The 3486-nt window shown below is 71.7% G+C and carries 3 protein-coding genes; all 3 read left to right on the top strand.

Annotated elements, in window-relative coordinates; genetic code table 11:
• Window positions 1-446 precede the first annotated feature (446 nt).
• Window positions 447-1703 carry a 1-deoxy-D-xylulose-5-phosphate reductoisomerase gene (gene dxr / locus KUM32_RS35105; RefSeq protein WP_217145963.1) on the top strand — a complete coding sequence of 419 codons (1257 nt, stop codon included), beginning with the start codon at window positions 447-449 and terminating at the stop codon, window positions 1701-1703.
• Between the two features lie 8 nt (window positions 1704-1711).
• Window positions 1712-3004, top strand: a complete 1293-nt coding sequence (locus KUM32_RS35100; protein WP_217145984.1) for an RIP metalloprotease — start codon at window positions 1712-1714, stop codon at window positions 3002-3004.
• Window positions 3005-3220: 216 nt separating this feature from the next.
• Window positions 3221-3486: flavodoxin-dependent (E)-4-hydroxy-3-methylbut-2-enyl-diphosphate synthase (locus KUM32_RS35095; protein WP_217145962.1), on the top strand; the 266-nt coding region annotated here is incomplete at its 3' end.

Here is a 3486-nt window from a genome sequence, read left to right as displayed (position 1 = left end):
CCCGGCCCCTCGCAGCGGGAGAACGTACACCGCCCCATCAGGTGACCCCCGCCCCCGGCGCGCACACCGCATTCCGCCCGCGCGCCGGGGCAGGCGTGCCTCACCGGCCGCCGCGAGCAGCCCACCCCTCCCACCCCTCCCATCGCCCCGGCGACCCCGCCCCGGCCGGCCCCTCGCCCTGCCGGGCCCGGCGGGCACCCCGTCATAGGGACCGGGCCAGTCCACCCCGCCGCTCCGGAAGCGCGGCCCCCGCTCCGCTCCGGCAGAGCGCGGCCCCCGCAGCCGGTGCGGACGCTGCTGGGACATTCGCCACCAGTGTCCCGGTGCGCCCCCGGGGGCTCGGGGCGCGGCTCCACCGGCCCGCGTTCCGCGCCGGTCAGGCCCCCCGGCACCCGTGCGAGGGACGCGCTGTCCTCCCGGAGGGCGCTTGCGGCCACAATGGGGGGATGAGCGACAGTCCAGCCCCCCTCGCCGACCCGCACCTCGTCTACGACCCGGTGGCGGGCGACGGCCCCAAGGACGTGGTGATCCTCGGGTCCACCGGGTCGATCGGGACCCAGGCCATCGACCTCGTGCTGCGCAACCCGGACCGTTTCCGGGTCACCGCCCTGTCCGCCAACGGCGGCCGGGTCGCCCTCCTCGCCGAGCAGGCGTACCGGCTGAAGGCACGGACTGTCGCCGTCGCCCGCGAGGACGTCGTACCCGCGCTGCGTGAAGCACTCGCCGACCAGTACGGCACGGGTGAGCCGCTGCCGGAGGTCCTCGCCGGACCCGACGCGGCCACGCAGCTCGCCGCGTCCGACTGCCACACCGTCCTCAACGGCATCACCGGCTCCATCGGGCTCGCCCCGACGCTGGCCGCCCTGGAGGCGGGCCGCACCCTCGCGCTCGCCAACAAGGAGTCGCTCATCGTCGGCGGCCCGCTGGTCAAGGCCCTCGCCAAGCCCGGGCAGATCATCCCGGTCGACTCCGAGCACGCCGCCCTCTTCCAGGCGCTCGCCGCCGGCACCCGCGCCGACGTGCGCAAGCTGGTCGTCACCGCCTCCGGCGGCCCGTTCCGGGGGCGTACGAAGGAACAGCTGGCGGGCGTCACCGTCGAGGACGCCCTCGCCCACCCCACCTGGGCCATGGGCCCGGTGATCACGATCAACTCCGCGACCCTCGTCAACAAGGGCCTGGAGGTCATCGAGGCCCACCTGCTCTACGACATCCCCTTCGACCGCATCGAGGTCGTCGTGCACCCCCAGTCGTTCGTCCACTCGATGGTGGAGTTCACCGACGGGTCGACGCTGGCCCAGGCGACGCCCCCCGACATGCGCGGGCCCATCGCCATCGGCCTCGGCTGGCCCGAGCGCGTCCCCGACGCCGCGCCCGCCTTCGACTGGAGCACGGCCTCGACCTGGGAGTTCTTCCCGCTCGACAACGAGGCCTTCCCCTCGGTGAACCTGGCCCGGCACGTCGGGGCACTCGCGGGCACGGCCCCGGCGGTGTTCAATGCCGCCAACGAGGAGTGCGTGGAGGCGTTCCGCTCCGGCGCACTGCCGTATCTCGGGATCATGGAGACCGTCACGCGGGTGGTCGAGGAACACGGCACCCCCCGTACGGGAACCTCACTCACCGTCGCGGACGTCCTCGAAGCGGAGACCTGGGCCCGGACCCGGGCCCGGGAACTGGCGGCACAGACGGCGGAGGCCCGTGCATGACGACCCTGATGTTCATCCTCGGCATAGTCCTCTTCGCCGTCGGCCTGCTGTTCTCCATCGCCTGGCACGAGCTGGGCCACCTCTCCACGGCCAAGCTCTTCGGCATCCGCGTCCCGCAGTACATGGTCGGCTTCGGACCGACGCTCTTCTCGCGGAAGAAGGGGGAGACCGAGTACGGGATCAAGGCCATCCCGTTCGGCGGCTACATCCGCATGATCGGCATGTTCCCGCCCGGCGCCGACGGCCGGCTGGAGGCCCGCTCCACCTCGCCCTGGCGCGGCATGATCGAGGACGCCCGCTCGGCGGCCTTCGAGGAACTGCAGCCCGGTGACGAGAAGCGCCTGTTCTACACGCGCAAGCCGTGGAAACGCGTCATCGTGATGTTCGCGGGCCCGTTCATGAACCTCGTCCTCGCGGTGGTGCTGTTCCTCACCGTCCTGATGGGCTTCGGCATCTCGCAGCAGACCACCACCGTCAGCTCCGTCTCCCAGTGCGTCATCTCGCAGAGCGAGAACCGCGACGAGTGCACCAAGTCCGACCCGGCCTCCCCGGCCGCGGCGGCCGGCCTCAAGGCGGGCGACAAGATCATCTCCTTCGGCGGCGTACGCACCGACGACTGGGACAAGCTGTCCGACCTGATCCGCGCCCACCCCGGCGAGGAGGTCCCGGTCGTCGTCGACCGCAAGGGCGAGCGGGTCACCCTCCACGCGACGATCGCCACCAACAAGGTCGCGAAGAAGGACTCCCACGGCCAGATCGTCGAGGGCGAGTACGTCACGGCCGGCTTCCTCGGCTTCAGCGCCGCGACCGGCGTGGTGAAACAGGACTTCGGCCAGTCCGTGACCTGGATGGGCGACCGGATCGGCGACGCCGTCGACTCCCTCGCCGCACTGCCCGGCAAGATCCCCGCCCTGTGGGACGCGGTCTTCGGCGACGGACCGCGCGAGGCCGACTCCCCGATGGGCGTCGTCGGCGCCGCCCGCGTCGGCGGCGAGATCACCACCCTGGACATCCCGGCCACCCAGCAGCTGGCCATGTTCGTCATGCTGGTCGCCGGCTTCAACCTCTCCCTGTTCCTCTTCAACATGCTCCCGCTGCTGCCGCTCGACGGCGGCCACATCGCGGGTGCGCTGTGGGAGTCGCTGCGCCGGGGCACGGCCAAGGTGCTGCGCCGCCCGGACCCGGGCCCGTTCGACGTGGCGAAGCTGATGCCGGTGGCGTACGTGGTGGCGGGCGTCTTCGTCTGCTTCACGCTGCTGGTGCTGGTGGCGGACGTCGTCAATCCGGTACGGATCAGCTGACGGCGCCGACGCTCCCGTTCATCCGAAGAGAAGCCCGATTCGGAGAGCATGCCCTCCGGGTCGGGCTTCACGCCCGGCACCCGGAAGACGGACGCCAAAGGGTGCACTTCCCCTACGCGGTGTGCCGGGCGTTCATGTCCGTACCGTAATCTCGAAGGCCGGAGCCCGCCGCTGAACGGGGCCGGACCTGATCCACGACTTGGGGTTGCACAGCAGATGACTGCGATTTCTCTCGGCATGCCGTCCGTTCCGACCACGCTCGCCGTGCGCCGGAAGAGCCGGCAGATCCAGGTCGGCTCCGTGGCGGTCGGCGGTGACGCCCCCGTGTCGGTGCAGTCCATGACCACGACCCGTACGTCGGACATCGGCGCGACGCTCCAGCAGATCGCCGAGCTGACGGCCTCCGGCTGCCAGATCGTGCGGGTGGCGTGCCCCACGCAGGACGACGCCGACGCCCTCCCCGTGATCGCGAAGAAGTCCCA

Source organism: Streptomyces sp. AC627_RSS907, assembly GCF_019049165.1.
Note: the sequence above shows the minus strand (reverse complement) of the source record. Positions and strands in the feature narration are given on the sequence as shown.

Coding starts and splice junctions, on each gene's coding strand:
- dxr (WP_217145963.1), top strand. CDS start 447: ATGAGCGACAGTCCAGCCCCCCTCGCCGACCCGCACCTCGTCTACGAC.
- KUM32_RS35100 (WP_217145984.1), top strand. CDS start 1,712: ATGTTCATCCTCGGCATAGTCCTCTTCGCCGTCGGCCTGCTGTTCTCC.